The 23,529-nt window shown below is 59.6% G+C and carries 21 protein-coding genes; 10 read left to right on the forward strand and 11 right to left on the reverse strand.

Going from position 1 to position 23,529, the window contains the following annotated elements; genetic code table 11:
- The first annotated feature begins 125 nt into the window (after nt 1-125).
- Nucleotides 126-890 (forward strand): DUF6683 family protein, encoded by a 765-nt coding sequence (locus tag CABTHER_RS12530; protein ID WP_041569972.1) that lies wholly within the window; start codon nt 126-128, stop codon nt 888-890.
- Nucleotides 891-1,076: 186 nt separating this feature from the next.
- Here the strand turns inward: CABTHER_RS12530 and CABTHER_RS12535 are convergent, their stop codons facing one another.
- The 6 genes from CABTHER_RS12535 to CABTHER_RS12555 all read right to left on the reverse strand — a co-directional run bounded on the left by CABTHER_RS12535 (nt 1,077) and on the right by CABTHER_RS12555 (nt 5,818).
- Nucleotides 1,077-1,397, reverse strand: coding sequence for a nucleotidyltransferase family protein (locus tag CABTHER_RS12535; protein ID WP_041569973.1), 321 nt, complete (start codon nt 1,395-1,397; stop codon nt 1,077-1,079).
- Nucleotides 1,394-1,792 carry a nucleotidyltransferase substrate binding protein gene (locus CABTHER_RS12540; RefSeq protein WP_455423214.1) on the reverse strand — a complete coding sequence of 133 codons (399 nt, stop codon included), beginning with the start codon at nt 1,790-1,792 and terminating at the stop codon, nt 1,394-1,396. Before CABTHER_RS12540 ends, CABTHER_RS12535 begins: the two co-directional genes overlap by 4 nt.
- A 107-nt stretch (nt 1,793-1,899) precedes the next feature.
- Nucleotides 1,900-3,066, reverse strand: coding sequence for a hypothetical protein (locus tag CABTHER_RS12545; RefSeq protein ID WP_014101031.1), 1,167 nt, complete (start codon nt 3,064-3,066; stop codon nt 1,900-1,902).
- An 841-nt stretch (nt 3,067-3,907) separates the two neighbouring features.
- Nucleotides 3,908-4,144, reverse strand: coding sequence for a zinc ribbon domain-containing protein (locus tag CABTHER_RS17930; protein WP_455423178.1), 237 nt, complete (start codon nt 4,142-4,144; stop codon nt 3,908-3,910).
- Nucleotides 4,102-4,938: an RNA-guided endonuclease InsQ/TnpB family protein gene (locus CABTHER_RS17935; RefSeq protein WP_014101032.1), complete on the reverse strand. Its 837-nt coding sequence runs from the start codon at nt 4,936-4,938 to the stop codon at nt 4,102-4,104. Before CABTHER_RS17935 ends, CABTHER_RS17930 begins: the two co-directional genes overlap by 43 nt.
- 73 nt (nt 4,939-5,011) lie before the next feature.
- Nucleotides 5,012-5,818, reverse strand: coding sequence for a DUF4407 domain-containing protein (locus CABTHER_RS12555; protein ID WP_212770451.1), 807 nt, complete (start codon nt 5,816-5,818; stop codon nt 5,012-5,014).
- A 553-nt stretch (nt 5,819-6,371) separates the two neighbouring features.
- On the opposite strand from CABTHER_RS12555, the gene CABTHER_RS12560 reads away from it, so the two are divergent.
- Nucleotides 6,372-6,689, forward strand: coding sequence for a hypothetical protein (locus CABTHER_RS12560; protein ID WP_014101034.1), 318 nt, complete (start codon nt 6,372-6,374; stop codon nt 6,687-6,689).
- On the opposite strand, the gene CABTHER_RS12565 is transcribed toward CABTHER_RS12560, so the two are convergent.
- The 3 genes from CABTHER_RS12565 to CABTHER_RS12575 form a co-directional block, all read right to left on the reverse strand.
- Complete coding sequence (locus tag CABTHER_RS12565) at nt 6,664-8,460, reverse strand: GmrSD restriction endonuclease domain-containing protein (RefSeq protein WP_014101035.1); 1,797 nt, start codon at nt 8,458-8,460, stop codon at nt 6,664-6,666. The two genes, CABTHER_RS12560 and CABTHER_RS12565, sit on opposite strands and share 26 nt — an antisense overlap.
- Nucleotides 8,461-8,560: 100 nt before the next feature.
- Nucleotides 8,561-9,586 carry a PHA/PHB synthase family protein gene (locus CABTHER_RS12570; protein ID WP_014101036.1) on the reverse strand — a complete coding sequence of 342 codons (1,026 nt, stop codon included), beginning with the start codon at nt 9,584-9,586 and terminating at the stop codon, nt 8,561-8,563.
- A 134-nt stretch (nt 9,587-9,720) separates the two neighbouring features.
- Nucleotides 9,721-14,034 carry a S8 family serine peptidase gene (locus CABTHER_RS12575; protein ID WP_014101037.1) on the reverse strand — a complete coding sequence of 1,438 codons (4,314 nt, stop codon included), beginning with the start codon at nt 14,032-14,034 and terminating at the stop codon, nt 9,721-9,723.
- 495 nt (nt 14,035-14,529) lie between these two features.
- Between CABTHER_RS12575 and CABTHER_RS16155 the strand changes: the two genes are divergently transcribed.
- The 3 genes from CABTHER_RS16155 to CABTHER_RS12590 all read left to right on the forward strand — a co-directional run bounded on the left by CABTHER_RS16155 (nt 14,530) and on the right by CABTHER_RS12590 (nt 15,484).
- Nucleotides 14,530-14,769 carry a hypothetical protein gene (locus CABTHER_RS16155; protein WP_014101038.1) on the forward strand — a complete coding sequence of 80 codons (240 nt, stop codon included), beginning with the start codon at nt 14,530-14,532 and terminating at the stop codon, nt 14,767-14,769.
- Nucleotides 14,770-14,841: 72 nt separating this feature from the next.
- Nucleotides 14,842-15,153: a nucleotidyltransferase family protein gene (locus CABTHER_RS12585; protein WP_041570138.1), complete on the forward strand. Its 312-nt coding sequence runs from the start codon at nt 14,842-14,844 to the stop codon at nt 15,151-15,153.
- Nucleotides 15,143-15,484 (forward strand): HepT-like ribonuclease domain-containing protein, encoded by a 342-nt coding sequence (locus CABTHER_RS12590; RefSeq protein ID WP_014101040.1) that lies wholly within the window; start codon nt 15,143-15,145, stop codon nt 15,482-15,484. The genes CABTHER_RS12585 and CABTHER_RS12590 overlap by 11 nt, the downstream gene beginning before the upstream one ends.
- 117 nt (nt 15,485-15,601) lie before the next feature.
- Here CABTHER_RS12590 and fahA read toward each other — a convergent pair whose 3' ends face one another.
- A complete protein-coding gene (gene fahA, locus CABTHER_RS12595) occupies nt 15,602-16,921 on the reverse strand; it encodes a fumarylacetoacetase (protein ID WP_014101041.1) in 1,320 nt (439 codons plus the stop codon).
- Between the two features lie 30 nt (nt 16,922-16,951).
- Nucleotides 16,952-20,308, reverse strand: a complete 3,357-nt coding sequence (locus CABTHER_RS12600; protein ID WP_014101042.1) for a DEAD/DEAH box helicase — start codon at nt 20,306-20,308, stop codon at nt 16,952-16,954.
- A 232-nt stretch (nt 20,309-20,540) separates the two neighbouring features.
- Between CABTHER_RS12600 and CABTHER_RS12605 the strand changes: the two genes are divergently transcribed.
- From CABTHER_RS12605 to CABTHER_RS12625, 5 genes are all read left to right on the forward strand, one after another.
- A complete protein-coding gene (locus tag CABTHER_RS12605; protein ID WP_014101043.1) occupies nt 20,541-20,792 on the forward strand; it encodes a hypothetical protein in 252 nt (83 codons plus the stop codon).
- Nucleotides 20,793-20,932: 140 nt separating this feature from the next.
- Nucleotides 20,933-21,295: a hypothetical protein gene (locus tag CABTHER_RS12610; protein WP_014101044.1), complete on the forward strand. Its 363-nt coding sequence runs from the start codon at nt 20,933-20,935 to the stop codon at nt 21,293-21,295.
- Nucleotides 21,296-21,336: 41 nt separating this feature from the next.
- Entirely contained in the window at nt 21,337-21,732 is a 396-nt protein-coding gene (locus tag CABTHER_RS12615; protein ID WP_014101045.1) for a tetratricopeptide repeat protein, read from the forward strand.
- Between the two features lie 76 nt (nt 21,733-21,808).
- A complete protein-coding gene (locus CABTHER_RS12620; RefSeq protein WP_014101046.1) occupies nt 21,809-22,234 on the forward strand; it encodes a hypothetical protein in 426 nt (141 codons plus the stop codon).
- Entirely contained in the window at nt 22,221-23,300 is a 1,080-nt protein-coding gene (locus CABTHER_RS12625; RefSeq protein ID WP_014101047.1) for an EscU/YscU/HrcU family type III secretion system export apparatus switch protein, read from the forward strand. Before CABTHER_RS12620 ends, CABTHER_RS12625 begins: the two co-directional genes overlap by 14 nt.
- The last annotated feature ends 229 nt before the right edge of the window (nt 23,301-23,529 follow it).

The raw sequence follows: 23,529 nt of genomic DNA on the forward strand, positions 1-23,529 counted from the left end.
AAATTTTCTCAAAATCCCCGGCGCTGTATTGCGTTGACACAGTGAAGCACGTATCCTTGTGCCACACGACATTTTGTACCGGCCCCTTCCGATGCGTGCCGGTTGTGAAAGGAGTTGCGCAAGCGATGTTGAAGTGCAGGGCGCTGCGCCGGAGTTTTGTTTTTTTCTTCCTGTTTGCGTCGTGGCTTGCGGCTGCCTCTGGTGAGGCGCGCGCCCAGTTTACCGATCCGCTGAGCGGGATGCAGTTTGAGACCATGGCCATGGCGAACCTGAGTCTCATGCTGTCGTTGTCCCAGCGCAGTGTGTTTTACCAGTCGGTGCCGCTGCGCCTTTCCGGCGACCGGGGCCGGGCCGGCAGCAATGCCCAACGGCGTACGCCGGCGGCCGCACCGGAAAGCCGTCCGGTACAGGCACCGCGCCAGTATGCCGTGACGGATTTTCGTCCGCGCCGGCGGCAGTCCATTGCCGAGCAGTTTGCGTCGTTGTCCAACGACCCGCAGCAGCGGGCGACGCTGCTTTCGCTGGGCGACGCCATTTTCAAGGAAATTGAACGCAGCCCGGACTTCCGCAGAAACAATCTGACGTATGCTGTGGCTTTGGCGGTTGGCGTTGCCGTCGGGATTGAGCGTGGACGGGACCTGACCGATGAGGAGTCGGAGTTTCTTCTGGGTGCGGTTCACGAACTGTTGACCTCTGACCCGAAGCTGATGCAGCAACCAGCGGCGGAACTGACGGCTTTGTATGACACCTGCCTGTTGTTTGGCGGGCTGATGACGACGTTTCACCTTGACGCGCAGCAGAACGGAAACCGGGAGTCCGAACTGGCGGCAAAGCGGCTGGCCAAGGTCACGCTTCAGGCGCTGGGCTGGCCGACGGATTCAAAAAATTGACGGGAAGCCGTGTAGAGCTTATTTGCGGACCGGAAGCCCGCAGAGAACTGTTGGAAAGCCCGCAATGGCAACGTCTGCCTCGGATATTCCGGCTTGGAAGTGCCCACAAAGCGCTCGGCGTCCGGTAAATGCGTCCGGGACGTGCGGACTTGTCTGCGGGCTGGAAGCCCGCGCCCCCAAATATTTTTACTTTCCACCCTGGACCACAACTTTCTCCTGCTCGATGATTTCCCGGAAGGCCTGGCTGGTGGTGGCCCAGTCCACCACATCCACCTTCCATGGCAGGTCAGATTCCGAAAAGTCATCCCGCAAAGCAGCCCTGACATCCAGCGGTAATCCCCGGTCACTGATGATCACCAGATCGAGATCGGAGTACGGTTTGGCCGTCCACTTCGCACGGGAGCCAAAAGCCCATACTTCACACCCGGGCACGTGCTTCTGCAGGATACGTCGTACAATGGCCCATTGCCTTGGGTGAATGTCTATCGGGGGACAAGCCGTACTCATGTGAGCCTTGCCTTCAGTGCGTCGCGCAGATGGCGGGCTTCTTCCAGAAAGGCGGGAATCCCGGCCACGACTTCGAGCGCAACGCCCTCGTCATAGGTATGACTGGTTTTGCTGCGCATTTCACGGTAACGCCGCCAAGTCGGCCAATCACTGAGCAGAAGCCCCAGCTCATTACCGGAACGAATCAGGTCCTGAAAGGACATCTGGTCGTATTGGGCTGGATTTGGGGAAACGAACTCAAGAAAACGCTTCAGGGTCTTGTGGGCAAGCTCGTAGGTGAATTCAAAGCGTTGGATCACACCATCACGCAACAGCGTCCGTGTTGGGTCAGCCTGATATTCTGAAATGCCCTCTTCAAGACGGGCAACTGCATTCTCAAAGGGACGAATGTCCAACCGGTCTGTGGTCATGGATGCACCTCAGAATCCAGGGTATTTCCGAAGGCCGTTGGCAGGGAAATACACCACTGTTCGCCTGAGTATCCATTTTTGCCCCGGCGCTTTCAAAACCCAAGTAGCTTTGGATTGTCCTCAGTCTTCTGATCTGCGGGCTGGAAGCCCGCGCTCCCATGTACCCCAGCCGGCCCTGCCTCACGCGCCCGGGAGGCCGCCAGGACCGTCGTCCGCAGCGTCGTCAGCCCGCCCTTGAGTGTACTCAGCAGCTTTGACTGGGCAAACTTCTTCTTCAAAAACCCAAGCTGCCCACCCAGAAGATCGGTCTGAACACCAACGCTGTACACCACGATGGTTTGTGTCCGGCCGGCAGGATCAGTCACGGGAATGAGTTCAGCCAGAACAAAAGCCGCTTCCGTGTAGTGATTGGCGTAGATGAGCGTTGAGGCAACATAGTCACGCCCCGCTTCCTGCCCGATAAGCACATGAACAAGTGTGGTGACGGGTTTGAGATCGCCGTACTTCTGAACAGCCCAGTAGAGAAAAGACTCGCTTCGGGTGGTATCCAGGTGGGGGAAACGTTCGAGCGCCGCGTGTATTTGGGATGCCGGGTGGGTGGGACGAAAACACTCGGCCCACAGGGACGCCAGGGCCGCCTGCACATCGGTTGGCACCTTCTTGTCCGCGTAGGCCGGAAGCCCCCGTTGCCCGTGGGTTGCGTACGCCAGCGTGCGTTTCCAGAGCATCTGACGGTAGGCATCCGCCAGCGACGGGCGGAGCTGTGCCGCCGGGCAGGTCTGCCGGAGTTGCGTCAGGGTTTCAATTTCTGCCGCAGAAAGCTTGATTTTTGAGTCTCCCACGTGCGCCGTGGAAAGCTCCGTAAGGGTGTCAGGACTCACAGGAAGGTGCGCCACGTCTGCAAGCGTCGGGACGGGGCTGAATCGCCCACAGGTGGTGACGCTTCCGCCATGCCGGATGGCTTTCAGGGAGCGGCAGGCGTCCAGAAACGTTTCCGGCGGGCTTTTCACTATGGCCAGTCCCTGAGCGGCGATGGTTTTGGCGTGGCCGGCCGGGAGCGGACGGACGACAATGCCGCCGGTGTCGAGAAGCCGTTGTTCTTCCGGTCTCAGATTCAGCCCGGCCACGGAAACGGCTTCGTGGTTGGTTGGCGGGGGATGTCTGCCGGCAGTGACGTTGGCCTGACTGAGTGTGACAAGTCCTGCCAGCAGACTGACGAACCAGCTTTGGCGTCCTGTCCGTAGACGTTTTGTGGGCATGGCTCGATACCTTTCCAGTCGGGGTGAACCAGACAAAACCCGGCATTGAACTTTTGTTGTTTGTGGTTAGGCTTTTGGTGCTACGTCTGTTGAACATTCCGGCAACATTTCTGCATCCTTGCGGACGAACATGAAAACATAATCTGTATTATCAGACTCAAAATTCCTGCGACCAGCCCAAAGCTGAAAAAACTCCGTGCCCCGCCCCGGAAACAAGCAATGCGCCTGAGACCTGGAGGCACACACCACAGTGCGCCAGACCAATGCGCCACATGAAGCTGCGAAAAAAACTCAAGATGCTGGTGACGTCCTCTCCTGAGCCTACCGGCCGCACCAGGTGAGCAACACCGAAGTGTCCTCTCTCTAACGCCTGTGCCACAGCCAGATTAAGCAATGACCATTCTGTGCAGCCCAATGAAAAATGGGCGGTAGTTTGCCCTTAAAGCAAAGCGTCAAAGGCAAAACGATTCCGCCCATCAAACCTCTCAGCTTCTGGCCCCTGGTTCTACACAAAGAAATGTCAGAGGTTGAGAGCCGAAAGTTGACATACTCCCCTGCCTAAAGGCAGGGGATTCTTGTTCTTGGTTCTGCGAGCGCACTTACTTCATCAGGTTGCCCCTCTAAAGCAGCGGTGCATCTCTCCCCAAGCGTTCCCTCTTTCGAGGCAGTTCCCTTTTGCCCAAAGGTACTGTAGTGGCAAGTAGCGAATAGCGAACAGGGAGCGAGTAGCGAGCAGCGAGTAGCGAGTAGCGAATTACCTTCCGAACCACTCGCCACTCGCCACTCACCACTCGCCTCTGAACCACTCGCCACTCGCCACTTGCTTCCTTATTGAGGACAACTATGGGTTCTGGTGGATAGGGTTTTTACTACCATAATGCCCACAGTTACTACAGTCCTGTGTGGTGTACTGCGGCGGTACGCTGACGACTGCCTTGTCCCACACCTTGCCGTAGTAGTCCAGCCACGCAGTGAATTGAGACCAGCCAGCATCATGAATGGATTTGGCAAGATGATGATTTTTGACCAGGTTCTTCACCTGCAAGTCTTCATACGCCACGACATCGTGAGATGCCACCACGCACCGTGCCTGACTGCCCAGTCTTTACGCTGGCGTTGGACTTTCAGATGCACTTTGCCCAGTCGCTTTCTTTGCTTGTGGTAGTTCTTGGATTGGGATTTTGCCCTCTTCTTGAACTTCCGACTTAATCTGCGCTGGTGTTGCTTTAACCTCCTTTCACTACGCCTCAAAAACTTAGGATACTCTACAGGGTTGCCGTTCTGGTCGGTGTAGAAAGCCTTCAAGCCCAAGTCAATGCCAATCACATTGCCTGTGTATGCTCCCCGCTCTTTGCGCTCCACATCCAAGCAGAACTGGGCATAGTATCCATCTGCCCTGCGTATCACCCGCACCCGATTGATTTTGGATTCAAGAATCAACCGTCTTGCTTCACCATTGCAGTACAGAGCAAACGAGCCAGCATTGAAGCCATCGGTGAACGAGATAGTCATCCCATCCCCTGACAGCTTCCAGCCAGATACCTTGTATTCCACAGAACGGCAATGCTTCTTGAACTTGGGATACCCTTTCCTGACCGCCTTGTTTCTGCAGTTGGTATAGAACCGAGAAATGGAAGCCCAAGCTCGCTCTGCACTTGCCTGCCTTGCCGCTGAGTTTAACTTCCTGGCAAAGTCAAACTCTTTGGCCAGGTCTTTGCAGTGGGCATAGAGAACAGCTTTGTTGACGCCCTTGTTGTCCATCCAGTACCGCACACATTTGTTTCTGACAAACTGTGCGGTACGGATGGCTTCATCCAGAGCCTGATACTGCTCTGCTGTCCCGTTGAGTAGCTTGGCTTCCATGACTCTCATACTGCTATTTTATCACAGGTTTGGCTTGATAAAACAGCGTGCGCCTTATATCCCTGCCCTAAAGTGCAGGGCTTTACGGCGTTTTTTTCGGTAAACGGGCTGCGCGCTCCACTGGCGAATCACTTGGAATATCAACGCCCCACCGCACTTTGACCAGGTCAAACTGCCCTTGGGCAACTGCCTGATTGAAAGCAGCCAACTCATTCTGCCCGGCACTCTCCAACTTCTGCGCCTCCGCTTCCAGCGCCAGGATGCGCTCACGAATTGCATTTGAGGTCAACCCATCACCGTAACGCTTTGAGCGCCCCCGCCCCGAAACCTCCAGAATGAGCCCTTCCCGATCTGCCTGTATCGTTTTGTGGAGATCGTTCAGTTTGGCCTCCGTCCGGGCAGCAATCGCCTGCCGCGCCTGGTCAATGGCCAGGTTCTGGTCGCGGCGCAAGTCAGCCTCGATGTCGGCCCGAAATACAAACTGTGCCAGGTAGGGTGCCGTAAGCCACACCGAGAACCCAGTCAATGCCAACCGAACAACAATCAGGGAAATCTTTTTACCTCCCCCATGACCCGTCAGATTGCTGGTCATCAGTGATGCATCCAGCGCCCAAATGATCAGGAATGCCAGACCGCCAAGAGCAATCCCGATGACAACTCCCGGCCAGCCGCTTGCCACGCCTGACCCAAACCATCCCCAGGCGCAGCCTTCCAGCAGCGCCATCGCCATCACAAGAATCCAGGCCGCATACAGCCACATCTGGACGCCTGGCGTTAGCATTTCATCCCCAAAAGGTTGTAGTGAGAAAAACCGCCGCAGCCGTTCCCAACGGGACTTGGGCAGCATGGTTGATGACAACGTGGCGTGCGCTTCCTGTAGTGAACTCACAGTGACTTCCCTCCCTTGAAAAAACCTCTGCCTTGCCAGCAAACTGCTGGCATTGGAGCCGTATGCCGATAACCAACAAACAGAAGCGGCGAGCAAACTTGCCGGCCGCTTTGTCGTGCTCATCACCAGCCAAAGCAACTCAACCTACAGCGTGCATTGGTCCTTGGGTGTGGTGCTGACCAGCCCCGGTCCTGATTCAGCCCTGTCCAAATACCCAAAACCAAGGTACTTTGGGACAGAAGCCAAATCCTCCCAAACGGAGCAATGGTACGCTCCGAAGCCACTAAACCTTACAGCCAGATACCAACCAAGTTCTGTAATAAAACAGTCAATTCTTTGCGGATTATACTACCGATTGATTGATACACATATTCATTAAATTTCGGACAATTTGCATGTATTCATGATACAGAGATATTGACACTTAGTGCATGTACACATGTAGGTGTTACATGTACACATGATAGAATAGGTATTAAGAGTGCTGATGAAGCAGAAATGTAAACTTGAGGAATGTTAGTGCTGAATTTGATCGATCCCAATTGTCTCCGTTATGCTTTCATTTGCAGCTCAGATTGCGCAGCAGTTTGATCACCTCATGCATGAGCAATGCCTGGATCACTTCTTTTGCGTTCCGCCGCAGATGCAGTTCTTTATACTGCAGATGAAAAACCCCGACACCAAACAGGCCCGACTGGAATTACTGAAGCAAAAAACCCGGCAACGCTTCCCCGACCGGGAAGCCACCGTGCACAGCCTGTTTGCCAAAACGGCCGAACTCTGCCGTCTTCCCTTCCCGCTGAGTTGTTCCGGTCAATCTGCGGTTGGGCAACAGCCGGGTGGTATCACAACGTCTCGAACCAGGACTTGATCTTGAGCGCCATCAGCTTGCGCCGCTGCTCCAGAAACTCATCATAGTCTGGAATCTGCCCGTCGAGCAGCGAATCCGGGACGCAGTTGGTGCGCAGGTTGGCACGCAACTCGGTTTCATCGGTGATCCCGCCATATCGCTTCCTGCCACCGTGCACCTGTTCGGCCAGCTCGGCAAAGTATTGATCGGGCGGCTTGTCCCCGATGGCGATGTTGATCTCGCTCTGCGTCAGGACGAAGTTGGCGATCTGGTTGTAGCGTCCCCGCGCAAGCCCCTGTCTCTGAAGATGTTTTTTGGGGTAGATGTGGTGCACATCGCTGCGGTTCAGCAGGAGGTCCCGCACGGTGATGTCACGGGAGAGAAACCCTTTGTCGCCGAGCTTCACCTGTGCGGCCTGATAGGCCAGGAAGTAAGGGCTTTGTGCCGAAGAGGTGTTCATCAGTTGCGGCAGCGTACCAGTCCAGAAGCTGTCCGGCAGTTCACTTTTGATGATCTCGTCACAATAGGACACCAACCCGCGCGCCGCAATCTGCCGGATATCGTAGTCAAAGGCCGTTTCCGGGCTGCTGGTGTAGCGGCTCCTCAGGATGGACATGGCGTACCACCGCCGCACCAGCCGCTCAAGGTCCGCGGCAGGCACGCGCTCGGCCCGGCCGCGGAGATAGAGAACGTAAGCAAAATTCACCGCATTCCGGCCGCTGATGAGGTCACTGGTCACGAAACCGGCTGAACGCAGGATCATGGTGATGCGCTCAAAGTGGGTTTGGTTGATAAAAGCCAGGACGCCCTTTTTGAGCTTGTCGAATGACGCCTCAGAGATGGCTTCTTCAAACTGCCTGGTTTCAAAGTTCCGCCCCGAAAGCAATGCCACCAGGTCCTGCAGCTTGCCGCGCCCGAATTCCGACGTGAAAGCGACCCGCAGCATGTCGGTATAGGACGGGATATAGATATCGTTGTTGGCATTTTTGAGCCACCGCATGACGGAGAAGAACTCGGAGGCGACAAATGCCGGGTCACGCTTCTCAACGTGTACCACGAACTCCGGTGCCACGGACATGTGGCAGAAGTAATCAATCGCCTTGCGGAGCAAATCGCCACCGTAGGTTTCGTTCACGGCGATTTTGGACATGGCAAAGTCGGCCTGCGACAGCTCGGTACCGGCTGAGTTGACGCGGATGAAAATTTCAGTGACGGTCTCGATGTCGAGGTCGTGCGCCAACTCAATCACACCAACGTGGTTGTTGATAATCTTGCGCAGCTTTTCAAGCGTGGCGAATACGGCATCCTGCGAAACACCAGGGTTCTTCTGGCAATACCCTGTCACGAGTTGAAAAACACTCGTGGAGGGAGCGAATACTGCGGTCACGTCCTCGATCCAGGCAGCATCCTTGCGAATTGCCGGGTTGGCCACCTCGAAGCGTTCCTCCTGGGGATGGAAGGCGATGCGGATGTAAACCTTCTCGTAGTCCTTGGTCAGCACCTCATGCCCCAGGAGCGACGCCATGAGCGCGGTGACGCGCTGCTGCCCGTCAATGAGAATTCGCTTTCCAGCCGATGGAGTCCCGTCTTTCAGCCTTACCGTAGGATTGCGCCAGGTAATCAGATAGCCGACGGGATAGCCTTGGTACAGTGAGTCAAGCAGGTTGCGCACTTTCGTTGCTTCCCAGACAAACGGACGCTGAATCTCAGGAATGGCGATCTCACCTGACTTGACCCAGGCGAGGATGGTTTCAACCGGATGCGGCGTGACGGAGTAGCGCTGGGTCGCCATGGCTTCCCCCCTTCCATTTCAAACATTCAAACATGAGATGCTCTGGGGTGATTTCTCATGCGTTATCAGACGAAAGAATTTCCCAGAACGCCAACCTGCCTCACCCCGCACGCCGCTCCCGCACCCACGCCGCAATCCGCGGCCACACCACCTCCACGGCGCTCTTCCCAATGGATAACCCATGATGCCCACCATTGACCGCCAGCAGTTCCTTCTCCCGACTCCCAACCAGCCCCATTAACGCCTCCGAAGATACACGCGGCACAACGTCATCGTGGTTGGCCACCACGTTGAGCACCGGCACGGCAATCTGCTCCAGCTTCACCGTCCGCCGCCCCAGCCTGAGTTTCCCCTGCACGAGTTGATTTTCCTGATAACACCACTTTACAAACTGCCGAAACGTCTCCCCCGGCAGCGAAACAACATCGTTGACCCAGTAATCAAAGGCCAGAAAAGTCTCCACAAAATCCTCATTGTCGGCATGCTGGAGCAAATCCACATACTTGGTGATGTTTTTCGTCGGCTTCATCATCATAAAGGTGGATTGCAGAAGCTGCTCCGGCGGGTTGCCGAACGTATCCACGAGCTTGTCCACATCAAAATACTCCCGGCGCGTCCAGAGGTTGAGTATGGCGTCATTGGCAAAGTCCACTGGCGTGGCCAGCAACACCAGCCCGGCAACGCGCGCCGGATGCAGCGCCGTGTACATCAGCGACAGCGTCCCACCCATGCAGTAGCCCAGCAGGATGACCTGCTCTACGCCGGCGTCGGCGCAGACGGATTCCACCACCCGCCGCAGATAGTGATTGACGTGATACGCCAGGGTGAGGCGGGCATCGCCGGCATCCGGTACACCCCAGTCAATCATGTACACCGGGATGCCCTCTCCGGCGAGATACGCCACAAAGCTTTTGCCGGGCGTCAAATCCAGGATGTAGTACTTGTTGATGAGCGAATTGATGATAAGCACCGGTAAAGGACTATGCCCCCGTTGCTTCCCGGCAGGAGCGTAGCCAAGTACCCGCAACTTGTTTTCCTGATAGACCAGCCGCGACGGCGTTGGCGCAATGTTCGGTTTTTTCCCAAGCTTCGCCAGCAGGCGCGTGAGGTGTGCCAGTTGGGTCATAATCGTGCCTGAATGGAAAATGCAGTAGTAGCAAATGGCGAATAGTGAGTGGCGAGTGGCGAATAGCGGGTAGCCGGTAGGGGTGATTAGCGAACCGCCCCTCCCATTCACCATTCACTACTCGCCATTCCCCCTCACGGCACTGACACCGGCGGCAGCTTGACCTGCCCATCCCAGTTGCCAATGAGCGGCACGTCCCCCGGCGCACCGTAGTTCACACGTAGCTCCGGCGGCCCGGCCGTGTTCGAGGTCCGTAACTGAAACTGAATCGTTCCCCCGACGTTCACCACTACGCCCACCGCCGCAAAGCCCTGCCGCGTCCAGTCCCCGGCTACCGGCGCCACCGGCGTCCCCGTCGTTGTCATCACAAACGTTGCATCCGCCGGGCCGCTTACATTCGCGTTCTTCAGCAGAAACTGCCCATTACCCGGCCGGTACAGCCCCACCCCCGTCACCGGGCTTCCAGCCACCCACCGCCCGGCCACCGGCCGGTCACTCGCCTGCGCCCCGGTGATCACCACCGTCAGGTCAGGATTCCCTCCCGTATTCGCATTCCGCAAAAAGAACGTCTGATTCCCCGGACGATACACCCCGCACGTCACCGTCCCGTTGCCATCCCAATCGCCAGCAATCGGAATGTCCCCCGGCTGCCCAAAGGCAAACGACACGTCCGCAAATCCGCCCGTGTTGTTGTTGATGAGGAAAAAGGTCATCACGCCACCCACATTCCGGTAAATCCCCGGTGTGTCAATACCATCCCCGTCCCAGTCGCCCGCTATCGGCACATCTCCGGCTGTCCCGTAGAAAAAGTCCTGGTCCGCAAAGTCCGAAATCAGCCGGTTCTTCAGGTACATATACCCGTTCGACGGCCGGAACATTGCCATCGTCGCGCCCAGCGGCGCGCCCCCGCCACTGCCCCCAGCCTGCGTCACCGTCACCACCTGCCCGGCCACCAGCACCGTCCCCGTCCGCGCCGCCCCGCCCGGATTGCGCCCGACGGCCAAAGTCACCGTCGCGCTTCCCGTCCCCGTCAGCGCCAGCCGCCGGTTCACATCCCCAAGCTCGCCGACCATCCGGGGCGTTACCACCTGTCCACTGGCCAACTGTGCCGACACCAGCTTCACCCACGGCGCATCGGTGTTGCGTACCGTCGCTTCCCACGCGCAACTCGCACCCGTCGTCACCGTCACCGTCACACTGGGTACGGCATCCCCGCCCACGCTCAAGGTTGACGGGCTGACGGCGTACTCACACAAAACACACGGCCCACAGCCAAGCTGCGCTTCAAGCCGCAAGCCAGGTGTCACACTGGGCTGGTTGAATGAAAACTGCGTGAAGAGCGAGCCACTTCCCGTGGCCTGTACGCCCACCGTGGCACTGTTGCCATTTCCCGGGCCGGTCTGGGCATAGCGGTACTCAAAGCGGTTCGTGCCTTCCTGGAGCACTACCGCCACACGGATTTCCTCTGAGGTATCAAACCGTACCCCGCGCCACTCGATGATCCACTGCCGGTTGGGGGCGCTTCCCGTAACCTGGGTGAAGATGCCACTGGGTGGCCCCGACTGCTGAGCCCGGAGGTCAATGTCATCCCAAAACACGCAGAGCGCCGGCGCACTGCCAAAACCGGGAAATGGCAGCGATGTGTTCCCAAACGCACTTGCACCACCGCCAGCCAGGCGCAACACCCCGTTTGTGTCAGCAGTCACCGTAGCACCGGCGGCCACGTTCGTCCCGTAAATGGAAAAGGCAAATGGGGCCGTGAGTGGAATCAAGGCATCGTCCTGCTGGCTGCCAGCAACGAGCTGCCCACCGGCGGGAATCGTGGCCCCACCCGATGGCGTAAACACATAGTTGTTTCCCCCGGTTGGCACCTGCACCGTGGTGACAAACGGGCTGCCGCCGCCGGTGAAGTTCACCGTCAGTTGAAACTGCACAACCTGCCCACAGGGCACCGTTGGCCCCAGCAGAAAGCGAAAGGCCGGGGTAGGACCGGTCACACTCTGCCCCTGCCCAATGTTGGCAAAAGTTCCTGTGCCGCTGAGGATGGAGACACCCGGCGTCAGCGCCGTCAGTGTCGCCGAAAGTCCCGTGGCCGGCGTCCCATCGTTGCGCAACCCAAGCATCAGACTGCCCTGCTCGCAGGGTTCAAGCAAACCGTTGCCGTTGCCGCCGACCTCTGTTGCCATGACATTCGACACCGCAAGCAACGGCGTGGTTGGCGTGCTGGCCACGGCATTCCTGATGACCAGGGCAAAATGCTGGTCGGTCGTATCACTGTTGCCCGGAATCCCATCTCCGTTGAGTGCCGTCGCCGCCACCCGCACCACAACCGGCGTCCCCGCCGGCTGGGGCGGCAGAAAGACGTTCTCGACGTTGTTCCGGTTGTCGGCATTGCCACCTGGCGTGGAAAGACCGTTGGCAAAGACGTTCCCCCGGTAGGTCTGTCCCCCAACCGACACGCTGAGGTCAAGGTCATTGACCAGCGCCGGGTTGGCGCCGGGCGCACCCGGCACATCCGTATAGACCAACGTCACCCGCAAGGGCTGTCCGCCGTTGGCCACCTGCCCGGTAAACACGTACGTCTGCCCGTTGTCCAGCAGCGGCACGTTTTCGTTGACATACACCGTGGGGACGCCGCCGGGAATGGAGTTGCGCAGGTTGACGCGCCCCCACCCTTCCGCAATGTTGGGAATCGGCTCCGTCGAGCTGCTGCCCGGCACGCCCGGATGCTCGGCATTCATATCCACCGCGCCATTGATAAGGGCCGCCTTAATGAGCGCTGGTGCCGGAAACTGCCCCGCATTTGTCGCACGCCACCAGCCGGAAAACACGGCGGCCGCCCCGGAGACATGCGGCGCGGCAAAGGAAGTCCCGCTGCCACGAATGTGAACGCCATCACCCAATGTCCCAAAGCCAACCTGATTTGAGGCGGACTGCGGCCCGGTAATCTGCTGCCCCGGCGCGCAGACATCCGGCTTGATACGGCCATCCGCCGCCGGTCCCCGGCTCGAATAGTTGGAGATGAAGTCTATGTTGGTGTTGGGAACACCTTGGAAGGAAGGCAACTCCGGGCGCAGCCCCACCGATGAGCCAACGGTGATGACGTTTTTGGCCGCTTTCGGGCGTGTCAGGGTTTGTGAGCCTGGACCATTATTGCCGGAAGAGAACACAAACAGCAGCGGATCAATCCCATCGCCCTGTGAGGCGTCACGGGTGAAGGCGTCGTACTGCGCCTCACGGGTACCATAGTCGGTGGCAACGCCGGCGCCCCAACTGTTGTTGGAAATCGTCGCCCGGATGCCATTTGGCGGCAGTGTCGTGACAGTATCGTTGACTGCCGTTACGTCGCCCCCCTGAAAAGCTCCGCCCGTAATGAGCGGCACACTAACGATATGTGCGCCTGGCGCAACGCCCAGTCCGTAGTTGTAGCCGCGTGGGTCGAGAATGTTCGGAAAGGGCGTTGTGCCGGCAATGATGCTGGCACATAGATGCCCGTGACCGCCGCGAAACGACTGTGAACTGTCAGCGCCACGGGGCGGTCCCGCCACGGCATTCGCCGCCGTGATGTAAAAGCCTTGGGGGCTGGGAATCTCCACCCCGTCATCCACCACCCCGACCGTAATCCCGCTGCCGTTGCTGCCAAACTGCGCCTGTGGGTTGTAACCCGGCGCGGCCAGGTTATCTATGCCGGTTCCGGTGTAGTTCCCGGCCGTGACCTGCGCATTGCGCTCGTCTTCGGGCATCGGCGTGACATACGGCTCAATCGCCATGACTTCAGACGCCTGTGCTGCCTGGATGACAGCCGCTGGCGACAACCGCACCCGCAGCACATCAAACACCGCACCCGCCGGCATGGTCTCCACCGTGATGACCTTGCCCAGGCTTTCCAACCGCTCAGTCGCCGTTTCCAGTCCCGAACGCTTGAACGTGGCCACAAGGTACGTCCCATCTGCGGACGGCTTTCCGGCTTTTCCGGTCAGCAGCCACTGCAACGCCGGGCTGAGCTTGTAGGCCGGCTGGTACAGCCCCATCCACCGGACGTACTCCTTTTGCGCTACCGCCTCACGGACGCCAGCCGGGACATACGCCAGGTATGCCTGATGCGGAATGTACTGGAGCGGCTCGATGCCCGCCTGCCGCAGTTCTGCCAGCCAGGCATCCTGCGCCCGTCCGTTGAACTGGACAATCTGGTAGCTGTCACCGGCGGCTTCCGTGAGATACCCGCCCCGCGCCGCCAGCGCCCGCGCCGGGTCGTCCTTCCTGGGATCAAAACAAAAACCCCCAATGGAAATGGTGAAATCCGTCGGCATGGCCACCTCTGACATGGTTACGGAATAGCCCCGTCCGGCCGCCTGCTGCCGAACAGGCAGCCCAACGGCGACGAGCATGACAAGCAAACCAACCAGAAATCCAATCCACAAGCGACGGGGCGGCATCAACCGTGCCATGGGCAAGCCTCCAGAACCAGTGACAATAGGGAGATGTAATAAAAGCAGACGTTTATCGCCTTCGTATCCCACAGAGAGCAGGCGAATCAAGGCAAAGTCTGAAAAATCCTGGAATCAACTCTGGTTTGATGGCAGGACAGTGATAGCTGCTCGGAAATTCCCCTGCGAAGCGCGCGAGGAGCTTCTGTCCCGGATGCCTCGACACGTTCAGCGCCATGGCTGGCTCATGCCCGGCCCGCTTGCCCGCCTTGGCCTGAACCGGCGGCCAGACGGCGACTGGTTCGTACCCATTTCGGCTTGCCCCTGTTTTGTGGGCTGCTTTTTCCCTGGGCGGCGATATGCCCCGGCAACCCGCTGTGATACAAGTTCCAGAAACGCTGGAATTTTCTGCTGGAGTATCGTAACGCGCTCCTGGGTTGTGCTGGTGGGAGAGGGTGTCATGCCATTGCCGATTCAAGCCCCAATGGAAAAGATTGAGGCGTTCTGCCGTAGAAGGTGCAGCGCCTGTGGCTGTCTGGATCGGTTCTGCGGCAGGAACTGGGCGAGATTCTGGGACGTCCGGTGGACCTGGTTGAGCGGCAGTGCGTGGAACACAGCAACAACTGGATTCATCGCCGTCATATTCTGGAGAGTGCGCAGACGTTCTATGTGGCGCGATGGGCAACCTTACTGGACATCGCCCTTGCCACCCGCCGGATCGCCGCTTTCGTCAAGGAATCAGACGTTACCGTCTGAAGATTCCTGCCGGAGATGGTAATGTTGTCCATTGCCAATCAACTCCCGGAAAACCCTGCTGGAGACATAGCCATGGCCCTGCGCATTGAACTGTCACACGAAGCGATTGCCGATTTTTGTCGGCGCTGGCGCATCAGGGAATTCGCCATCTTCGGTTCAGCATTGCGCGAGGATTTCCGGCCCGATAGCGATGTGGATGTGTTGGTCACTTTTGAGCCGGGTGTCCACTGGGGGTTTCATGACCAGTCGGAGATGACCCGTGAACTGGAGTCTTTGTTCGGACGCAAGGTGGACTTGGTCGAACGGCGACTGGTTGAGCAGGGCAGGAACTATATCCGGCGCAAACATATCCTGAGTCACCTGGAGCACATCTATGTGGCGTGACTCGGCTCTTTTGCTCGACAGGCTCATTGCTGCCCGAGAATCCCGCGAGTTCTGTAAGGACCTGACCTGGGGGGTATTTCAACAGAGTTCCCTGCACCAGCACGCCATCGCCAAAGCCTTGGAGAACATTGGTGAGGCAGCGCGCAAGGTCTCCGACGAGACGAGAGCCGCGCATCCTGAGATTCCGTGGTTCCAGATCATTGGACTGCGCCACCGAATCGCCCACGATTACTTTCACCTTGACCTGACGAGAATGTGGGAGATTGTCCAACATGATGTGCCGGCGTTGATCGGGATGATTGAGCCACTGGTGCCCCCGGAGGAACCATGAAAGCACCAGAACTCGAACCACTGCCTGCGAAGCAGATGATCACGTGAAAAAGCTGTTCAAATAGCTTCCTTCCAGCAGCGTGACGCGCACCGGTCGTGCCGTACGCCCCCTTGTTCCCTAGCCTGCAATGCGCCCGCGGCACTCCCCAAAGCCAATCCGCCGGAAGCCGTCACGCTCACAAAAACCCCGCAGCGTCACTTCATCGCCGTCTTCCAGGAACCGCCGCGTTTCGCCGGACGGCAACGCCAGTGGTTCGCTGCCCCGCCAGGTCAGCTCCAGCAAACACCCCCGCGCGTCTTTCGTCGGGCCCGAAACCGTGCCACTCCCCAACAGGTCTCCCGGCTGAAGGTCACAGCCGTTGCTCGTGTGATGGGCAATCATCTGCGCCGGCGTCCAGTAGAGGTCGCGCAGCCGGCTCTGACTCAACCGTACCGGCGGCAATCCCTGCTCCCGCATCCGGGCCGTGGTCAAAAAAACTTCCAGCGTGACATCAAAGCCCCCGCCGGACTGATCAGCCTCATTCCACAGATAATCAAGCGGCGCCGGATCACCCTCCGGCCGCGCCATCGCCGGACAGCGGAACGGCGCCAGGGCATCCCGCGTCACCACCCACGGCGAAACACTCGTGGCAAAACTTTTGGAAAGAAACGGCCCCAGCGGCTGGTACTCCCAGGCCTGAATATCCCGCGCCGACCAGTCATTGAGCAGACACAGACCAAAGATATGTCCTTCCGCTTCGGCAATGGGAATCGGCTCGCCAAGCCGGTTGCCCCGTCCGACGAGAATACCAACCTCCAACTCATAGTCGAGCAGGCGTGAAGGGCCAAAAACCGGCGGCGCTTCCGGGTCGGGACGGGTCTGCCCCTGCGGCCGCCGGACGGGCGTCCCACTGACGACCACCGACGATGCCCGGCCGTGATAGCCAATTGGAATGTACTTGTAGTTCGGCAGCAGCGGATTGTCAGGACGGAACATCGCGCCGACGTTCGTCGCGTGAAAGACCGAGGCGTAAAAATCCGTGTAGTTTTTGAACTCCAGCGGCCGGTGCATGGTCACAGCCGCCTGCGGCAGCAACCACGGCGACAACCGCGCCTGCCGGGTTGTGACACCGGCCGCCCCTTCCCACAGGGCGTCGGACAACCACCGCCGCCCAGCCGTTACCGCCTCCGGCGGCAGGGCGCACACAGCCGCCAGGTCACCGGTCGCACAAGCCGCAAAAAACGCGGCGGCAGCGCCGGCTTCCACAGGCGAAAGCGTCGCCGCCAGGCGGGTCAGATCAAGCACCTGGTCGCCAATGGCGACACCCAGCCGGGGCGCTGGCTGAGCAGGTTCTGAAAAACGTCCCAAAGGCAGGTTCTGAAGGGGAAACTCCGTGTCAGCCGCATTGGCTGATGCGACCCAACTCTGGCGGCTGGCGTCGTGGGTGAAATCAAGCATCGGTTTTGTTCCGGTTGGATGGCCGGCCCCTTATGAAAGCAACAGTTCAAGGTCGGCGCGTTCGAGCTGGCGCAGAAGGCTATTGTCGGCCGTAATGATGGCGTCGGCAAGCTCCTGCTTGGTCGCCTGCAACTCCAGGACTTTTTCCTCGACGGTATCCCGGACGATGAGCCGGTAGGCAAATACCGGGCGCACCTGCCCAATCCGGTGCGCGCGGTCAATGGCCTGGGCCTCTACGGCCGGATTCCACCACGGATCGAGCAAAAACACATACTCCGCCGCTGTGAGATTGAGGCCCTGGCCTCCAGCCCGCAGGCTGATGAGAAAAAGCTGACAGTTCGGGTCCTGCTGGAAACGCTCCACCCGTTCCTGGCGATTGCGCGTGCGCCCATCGAGGTATTCGTAGGTGATGCCGTCGGCGTCGAGGCGCTTCCGAATCAGCGCCAGCAGGCTTGTAAACTGCGAGAAGACCAGTACCTTGGAGCCACTTTCGAGCACTTCCGCCAGGTGCATAAAAAACGTATCCAGCTTGGCGCTTGGTCCATCTGCCCGCGCCGGGTCGAGCAGTCCCGGATGACAGGCTGCCTGCCGCAGCCGCAGCAACGCTTCCAGAATCTGAAGGCGCGTGCGCTGAAGCCCTTTGGTATCCACCAGGCCCAGCAGGGTCCGGCGGTAGTGGTCACGGAGTTCGTTGTACGCCTGGCGCTGCTCAGGTTCCATTTCGCAGTAAATCGTCTGCTCGGTCTTGGGCGGCAGGTCACGCGCCACCTGCTCTTTCGTGCGGCGCAGGATGAAGGGCCGCAGCGCGCGGGCCAGCAGCGGTTGCAGCTCGGCATCCACCGTCCGCCCGCCGGACGCCGTGAGTTGAAACACCGAGGCCGCGCCGAGCATGCCCGGATTGAGAAACTCGAACAGACTCCACAACTCCCCCAGGTGGTTCTCTACCGGCGTCCCGCTCAGCGCCAACCGGTGGCGGCAGTTGAGCAGGCGGGCGGCCTTGGCCGATTCACTGCGGGCATTCTTGATGGCCTGGGCTTCGTCCAGGATGACGTAATCGAAAGCAAAGTCCTTGAGCAGCAGAATGTCGCGGCGCAGCGTGCCGTAGGTCGTCAGAATGAGATCGTAGTCAGCAAACTGCTCAATGGAGCGCGCCCGACCCACGCCGGTGTGTTCCAGCACCCGCATCCGGGGTGTGAACTTCCCGGCTTCCTGCCGCCAGTTGAACACCAGCGACCGGGGTGCCACCACGAGCGAGGGCGGCAGGCCTTCGGTCTGCCGCCGTACCCGCCGGGTTTCGAGCAGCGCCAGGGTCTGCGCCGTTTTCCCCAGTCCCATGGCATCGGCCAGACAGCCGCCAAACCCAAACCGCTGCAGAAACAGCAGCCAGCCCAGCCCTTCCCGCTGGTAGGGACGCAACTCGCCGACAAAACCGGGAGGTTCCAGTGCCGGCTCAACACCGCTGAAACGGTGCAGTTGTTCACGCAGCGCCTGAAAGCGGGCGTCCACCCGCACTTCCGGCTGTGCCGCCAGCAGGGTATCCAGCAGGCTGATCTGGGCGCTGGAAAACCGCAGATGACCGTCTTCCACTTCGCCCAGCGTCGCCAGAAAGCCATACCGCTCGAACCATTCCTCAGACAGTACACCCAGCGAGCCATCGGACAGCGGGACCACCGTCTCCCCCTGCCGCAACGCCCGGAGGAGTTCCGGCAGGTGGGCCGTCGCCGTTCCAAAATCACAGTTGCCGTGCAGCTCGAACCAGTCCACCCCGGAACGGACTTCCAGCGCAAAACTCTGAAGTGGACGAAACAAACGCCCTTCCGACTCAATCCGCCACCCCTGCAGCACCAGGTCGCGCACCAGCGCCGGCAGACGTTTGACCGGAACCCGGTATTCCGGCGTTCCCGCCTGACTGCGGTCCGGGCGCAGACCCAACGCTCGCAACTGCTCAGCCGCCGCCCGTTCCCGGACAAGATCGCGCCGGATGAAGCGCCGCCGGGGAGCATCAAAGATGCCCGGCTGGACGCTTGTGGCTTCCAGCCAGTGACCTTCGTACTCAAAACCCAACGTTGCCCCCAACCAGCCCTCACCGGGACGCCCTTCACCGGCCCGCAGCCGCAGCACCGGCAGGGGCTGCCCCTGGCAGGTTTCAAACCGCAGGTCTTCCGGCAGTGTCACCGGCGGCAGCGTCGGCAACCGCAACAGCTTTTCCACCAGGTCGGGGCCGTCTTCGAGCGGAATCCGCACGGCTTCTGACCTGCGCAGCAGACCAATCCAGTAGAAAGCACCTTCATCCTGGAGCGGCGCAACGGAGACCTCCGAGAACACCAGGCCGCCGGCCAGCAGCAGCCGGGGCGCTGACAGCGGCAGCCATTCCTCCCCCCGGCGCAGCCCGCCGACCAACACGTAGTGCGGCGGCGTTTCCACCCGCTGGACCTCAAGCTGCATCCGCCACCCTTCCGGCTCCCACCGCAGCGGTGGACGCTGCACGACCTGCGCCGGGGCGTCGGCCTCATCCGCCATCTGCAACCAGCACCGCCCGGTGGCGCACAGCAGCGGCATGACGACCGTCAACGCCGTGGTGGGAATTCGCACCGATGACGGCACCGGTGCTGCATCCATTGCCTGCTCCCAGTCCACATGCTCCCGAATGCCGCTCAACAGGGCGAGTGCCTGCCGGTCCCGCTCATCGGGCAGGGTCGCAATCTGGCCGACGGTCAGGCCTGACGCCCGCAGCCGGCCCCATTCGCCATCGAGTTTGCGTGTGCGCGAAAACACATCCACGACGAGCATGCCGTGGGCGAGTGTCCGCGCCATGTTGACGAGGTAGAGAATTTCCTGTTCGGCGACATCCGTAGCGGCCAGACGGGCCTGCTGTCCAAGTTGGGCAAACCAGCGCCGCCACCCGGTGGTGGAGATGGCAGCCGGGGCGCTGTCCCCCCTGGAAGACACCAGGCCACCACCCGTTTCCTCGTCCGACTCATCGCCTTCATCCGGGCGCTCCAGCTCGGCCATCAACAGCCGAAAGGGCCGGTTGACCGGTGGCGCAGGTAGCCGCTTCTGCTCCTCGGCCAAGCGTACCGTCGCCCAGATGTGCTTGCAAACCTGCCCTTCCTCGAAATAGGGGCAGGTACAGGACACGACGAGCACATCATCGTCGTGCAGCAGCTCGACCCGGTAGGTCATCCGCCCCCGAACGTTGGCCGTTATCGTGTCGCCCTGGGCTTCGACGGCTGTCACCCGGCCTTCACGCAGCAGTGCCTCGCCACGCTCGCGCACCTCCGGCGCAAAGGCTTCGGCAATCCGCTGCGAAACGGAATGGGCAGCCCCATCTCCCGGACGGGAAGAAACAGGCGCGACGGGCAAGGCGGACGGCGTGGAACGGTTCATTGCATCACCAGGGTGGGCCAACCGACATGACCGCCCACCAAAGCGTAGGAAGATAGTCGGGCCGGTTGCGAACGACAACCATCCGGCGAAGTTTCCAGACTGTCGTGGGTCGTCTGCGCCACCCACTGGCAGGTGTTTGGCAGAAGCCCCATCCATCTCAAGCCGGCTTTGTGCTAGCATCGCGCCACACTGTAACCACTCTGTATCCTGTTGTCTGACGACCTCAAATCCCATGACGGACACTACCTTTCCGGTCGCGGAACTGCTGCGTTACCCAACCCTTGATGCCCTGCTTCAGTCGCCGGACAACCTGGCGGCGCTCCGCCGGCAGCTCGATGCCACCCGGCATGCCCTTGACCGCGTCATCCGTCAGGGGGGCAAAGCCGAAGTGACGACGGCCTCGCAGGCGGCACAAGCCTGGCATATCGTAGGCAAGCTGCTGGATGATATGGCTGCCCTGTACCAGCAACAGAACCCGTCCTGACGGCAATCAGTTCGTCCGGCCATCACCTGCCGATCAGCCACCCTCCCGACACTGGACGCAACAACAGCCGGTTGCCGACGATAACCTTGGATGAGGCAAGCCTCTCAACACCTGCAAAATGTGCTCAGGAGACCTCGATTATGCCCGATGCCATCATCAGTGGACTGCAACCTCCTACCTCCTCACCGTACAACTATCAGCCGGGAGCCACTCCAGGACGTGAGCCGGGACGGTTTGGCCGCATTTTTGGCGGCATTCTCGGTGGGGCGCTGAATGTCGTCGCCCCCGGCGTGGGTTCCATCGTGGGTGGTATCCTGCGCGGCGGAAATCTGCCGGGCCTGGCTGATGCCGAAGTCATGCTGGCCCAGCAGTACCACCAGCAGATGCAGCTTTTCTCTATCCAAAACCGTGTCAACAGCCTGTCGCAGCAGTTCCAGATGCTTAGCAACCTGATGAAAGCGCGCCACGACAGTGAAATGGCTGCCATTCAGAACCTCAAGTAGCTCGGCAGCTTTACTGCCACTGGTCGGGGCCAGAGTCTGCAATGTCGGTTTTGCCCACACCTTCGGATGACGAACTGCGCGCTGTTCTGGAAGCCGGCTTTCTCCTGCGCGATGTCATGCGCTATGACGAGGCGGCCACGGTTTTTCAGGGCGTGGCCGCCCTTCGCCCTGATCTGGAACTGCCGGTGCTGGGACTGTCCAGCGTTCTGATACGGCAGGGAGAGCTGGCCCGCGCCCAGGAGTTGTGTGAGTCCGTTCTTGCCCGTTCTCCCAACAGTCTGCACGCCCAAGTGCAACTGGGTGAGATTCTGCTCTATCGTGGATCACGGGAGGAAGGCGAAGAGCGGCTACGTGCCGTTATTGCGGAAGGCGGCGATTCGCCGCACGCCGTGACGGCTCAAGCGTTACTCGATACTCTCGCGGCGCTGACCGAATGATATTTGTTCGTCCCCGGTGCTTTCAGCCACTTCGCACTTGCGCCCGGCTGTCTGCCAGACGAAAGGAGCTGCACCCATGAAAATCCGTCCGGGGTCGCCATTTGGTTCAGGTCCAACCTCATCTGAACCGGTCAAGAGCAAGAAGCGTGCCGGGGGACTCTTTGGAAATCTCATCGAGGGACTCGGCGAAACCGCTGAAACGGACGCATCCGCCGAAACATCCACAACCGGCAGCGTGGAGAACCCCGCCCGGTCGGCTCTGGCGGCTATTGCGGCGCAGTCGAACCTGGCCAACCCCGAAGAAGCAACAGCCGCCGTACGGCAATCGGCCCAATCCCTCCTGACGCTTAGTTTTTCGGAAACCATCCGGGAATCCCCACTCAGTGAACGGATGGCGGATGATCTGGCCAATCTGGCGGCCAATGACCCGCATTTCCGCCGCAAGATGCTTTCCATCCTGTCACGCCTGAAGACGGAGACGCCGTCCCATGTCGGAAAGTAGCGGAGAAAAGACCGAACAACCGACTCAAAAAAAGCTCGACGATGCGCGCAAAAAAGGACAGGTGGCCAAAAGCCAGGACTTGGTTTCAGCGGCGCTGCTTGTCGGGTCCATGGGCATTGTTTTTCTTCTCACCGGCAACTTCATCGGCGGGCAGATTGTCGGACTCACCCAAAAAAGCATTCAGCAGGCCGCAACCTTCAGGGGCGAGCTGGATATGGCCACGGCTGGTGATGTTCTGCTCGAAGGGCTGACTACCCTGGCCCTGACCTTGGCGCCGCTTTTTCTGGTGGTGTTCATTCTGGCAGCACTGGTTGGCTACATCCAGGTTGGAGCGCTGTTTTCAACCGAAGCACTCAAGCCGGACATGAACCGGCTCAATCCCTTCACGGCCTTCCAGCAAAAGTTTTTCAAGTCACGCACCTACATCGAGTTTGCCAAGACCATCCTCAAGCTCGTCATTGCCACGGGAATCGCCAGCTACACCATTCTTGGTTCGCGGCACATGCTTCCGTCGCTGGCCCGGGTCTCCCCGGCGGAAACCAGCCAGTTCATCCTGGCGCAGATCGTTGAACTGGGTCTGGCCGTGGCCATCTGTTTCGTGGCGTTGGGGGCGCTGGATTTCTTCCTTCAGAAGTTCCTCCACATCCAGGACCTGAAAATGACCAAGCAGGAAGTGAAGGAAGAGTGGAAGGAACAGGAAGGCGACCCGCACATCAAAGCCGAACGCCGGGCGCTGCACATGGAGTTGCTCAACGAAGCCAGCGCCCAGGCCGTCCGTGAGTCGGATGTCGTGTTGGTCAACCCGACGCACGTGGCTGTAGCCCTGCGCTATGACCGCAAAACGATGCAGGCGCCGCAGATTACGGCCAAGGGTGCGGACCTGATTGCCGCCCAGATTCGCAAGGTGGCCCAGGAAGCCGGCGTACCTATCAAACGGGATGTAGCCTTGGCACGCGCCCTCTACGAACTTGAAGTCAACAGCGAAATCCCTGAAAACCTCTACGAAGCCATCGCCATTGTCCTGCGCTGGGCTTACACCGTCGCGGAAACCCATCCCCGGTCGTAGAAAGTGCTTCAAAGGCTGTGGTCGTAGAAAGTGCTTCAAGGGTTATTCCTGACAACTTATCTTTTTCATTATCAGATGCAGGTAACTAACAGCGGAGGTCTTCTGCACGCCTGGTGGCCCCCACAACCGGCAACCCCCACCAGCCCACGAACAGCCACACCCTACAGGCGCGTTCCAGCCATACCGACAAAAGCCCTTTTCTCAGCCAGCCGGCTCGCTTACCATCCAC

It is taken from the genome of Chloracidobacterium thermophilum B (assembly GCF_000226295.1).
Lineage (GTDB): Bacteria > Acidobacteriota > Blastocatellia > Chloracidobacteriales > Chloracidobacteriaceae > Chloracidobacterium > Chloracidobacterium thermophilum.

Coding starts and splice junctions, on each gene's coding strand:
- CABTHER_RS12530 (WP_041569972.1), top strand. CDS start 126: ATGTTGAAGTGCAGGGCGCTGCGCCGGAGTTTTGTTTTTTTCTTCCTG.
- CABTHER_RS12535 (WP_041569973.1), bottom strand. CDS start 1,397: ATGAGTACGGCTTGTCCCCCGATAGACATTCACCCAAGGCAATGGGCC.
- CABTHER_RS12545 (WP_014101031.1), bottom strand. CDS start 3,066: ATGCCCACAAAACGTCTACGGACAGGACGCCAAAGCTGGTTCGTCAGT.
- CABTHER_RS17935 (WP_014101032.1), bottom strand. CDS start 4,938: ATGAGAGTCATGGAAGCCAAGCTACTCAACGGGACAGCAGAGCAGTAT.
- CABTHER_RS12560 (WP_014101034.1), top strand. CDS start 6,372: ATGCTTTCATTTGCAGCTCAGATTGCGCAGCAGTTTGATCACCTCATG.
- CABTHER_RS12565 (WP_014101035.1), bottom strand. CDS start 8,460: ATGGCGACCCAGCGCTACTCCGTCACGCCGCATCCGGTTGAAACCATC.
- CABTHER_RS12570 (WP_014101036.1), bottom strand. CDS start 9,586: ATGACCCAACTGGCACACCTCACGCGCCTGCTGGCGAAGCTTGGGAAA.
- CABTHER_RS12575 (WP_014101037.1), bottom strand. CDS start 14,034: ATGGCACGGTTGATGCCGCCCCGTCGCTTGTGGATTGGATTTCTGGTT.
- CABTHER_RS12585 (WP_041570138.1), top strand. CDS start 14,842: ATGGCCCTGCGCATTGAACTGTCACACGAAGCGATTGCCGATTTTTGT.
- CABTHER_RS12590 (WP_014101040.1), top strand. CDS start 15,143: ATGTGGCGTGACTCGGCTCTTTTGCTCGACAGGCTCATTGCTGCCCGA.
- fahA (WP_014101041.1), bottom strand. CDS start 16,921: ATGCTTGATTTCACCCACGACGCCAGCCGCCAGAGTTGGGTCGCATCA.
- CABTHER_RS12600 (WP_014101042.1), bottom strand. CDS start 20,308: ATGAACCGTTCCACGCCGTCCGCCTTGCCCGTCGCGCCTGTTTCTTCC.
- CABTHER_RS12605 (WP_014101043.1), top strand. CDS start 20,541: ATGACGGACACTACCTTTCCGGTCGCGGAACTGCTGCGTTACCCAACC.
- CABTHER_RS12610 (WP_014101044.1), top strand. CDS start 20,933: ATGCCCGATGCCATCATCAGTGGACTGCAACCTCCTACCTCCTCACCG.
- CABTHER_RS12615 (WP_014101045.1), top strand. CDS start 21,337: ATGTCGGTTTTGCCCACACCTTCGGATGACGAACTGCGCGCTGTTCTG.
- CABTHER_RS12620 (WP_014101046.1), top strand. CDS start 21,809: ATGAAAATCCGTCCGGGGTCGCCATTTGGTTCAGGTCCAACCTCATCT.
- CABTHER_RS12625 (WP_014101047.1), top strand. CDS start 22,221: ATGTCGGAAAGTAGCGGAGAAAAGACCGAACAACCGACTCAAAAAAAG.